The 242-nt window shown below is 49.6% G+C and carries 1 rRNA gene; it reads right to left on the reverse strand.

From position 1 onward, the window contains the following. Positions 1 to 238: ribosomal RNA gene (locus M3194_RS31110) — 23S ribosomal RNA — on the reverse strand; the annotation flags it as partial. Positions 239 to 242: the final 4 nt, after the last annotated feature.

Raw genomic sequence — 242 nt, forward strand, 5'->3', positions numbered from 1 at the left:
ATCACTTTTGTTTTCTCTTCCTCAGGGTACTTAGATGTTTCAGTTCCCCTGGTATGCCTCTTGTTAACCTATGTATTCAGTTAACAGTGACTGTCCATTACGACAGCCGGGTTTCCCCATTCGGACATCCCCGGATCAATGCGTGCTTACCGCTCCCCGAGGCAGTTTCGTTGTTCGCCACGTCCTTCTTCGGCTCCTAGTGCCTAGGCATCCTCCGTGCGCTCTTATTAGCTTAACCTAAT

It is taken from the genome of Paenibacillus glycanilyticus (assembly GCF_023715145.1).
In the GTDB taxonomy this organism is placed as follows: Bacteria; Bacillota; Bacilli; order Paenibacillales; family Paenibacillaceae; genus Pristimantibacillus; species Pristimantibacillus glycanilyticus_A.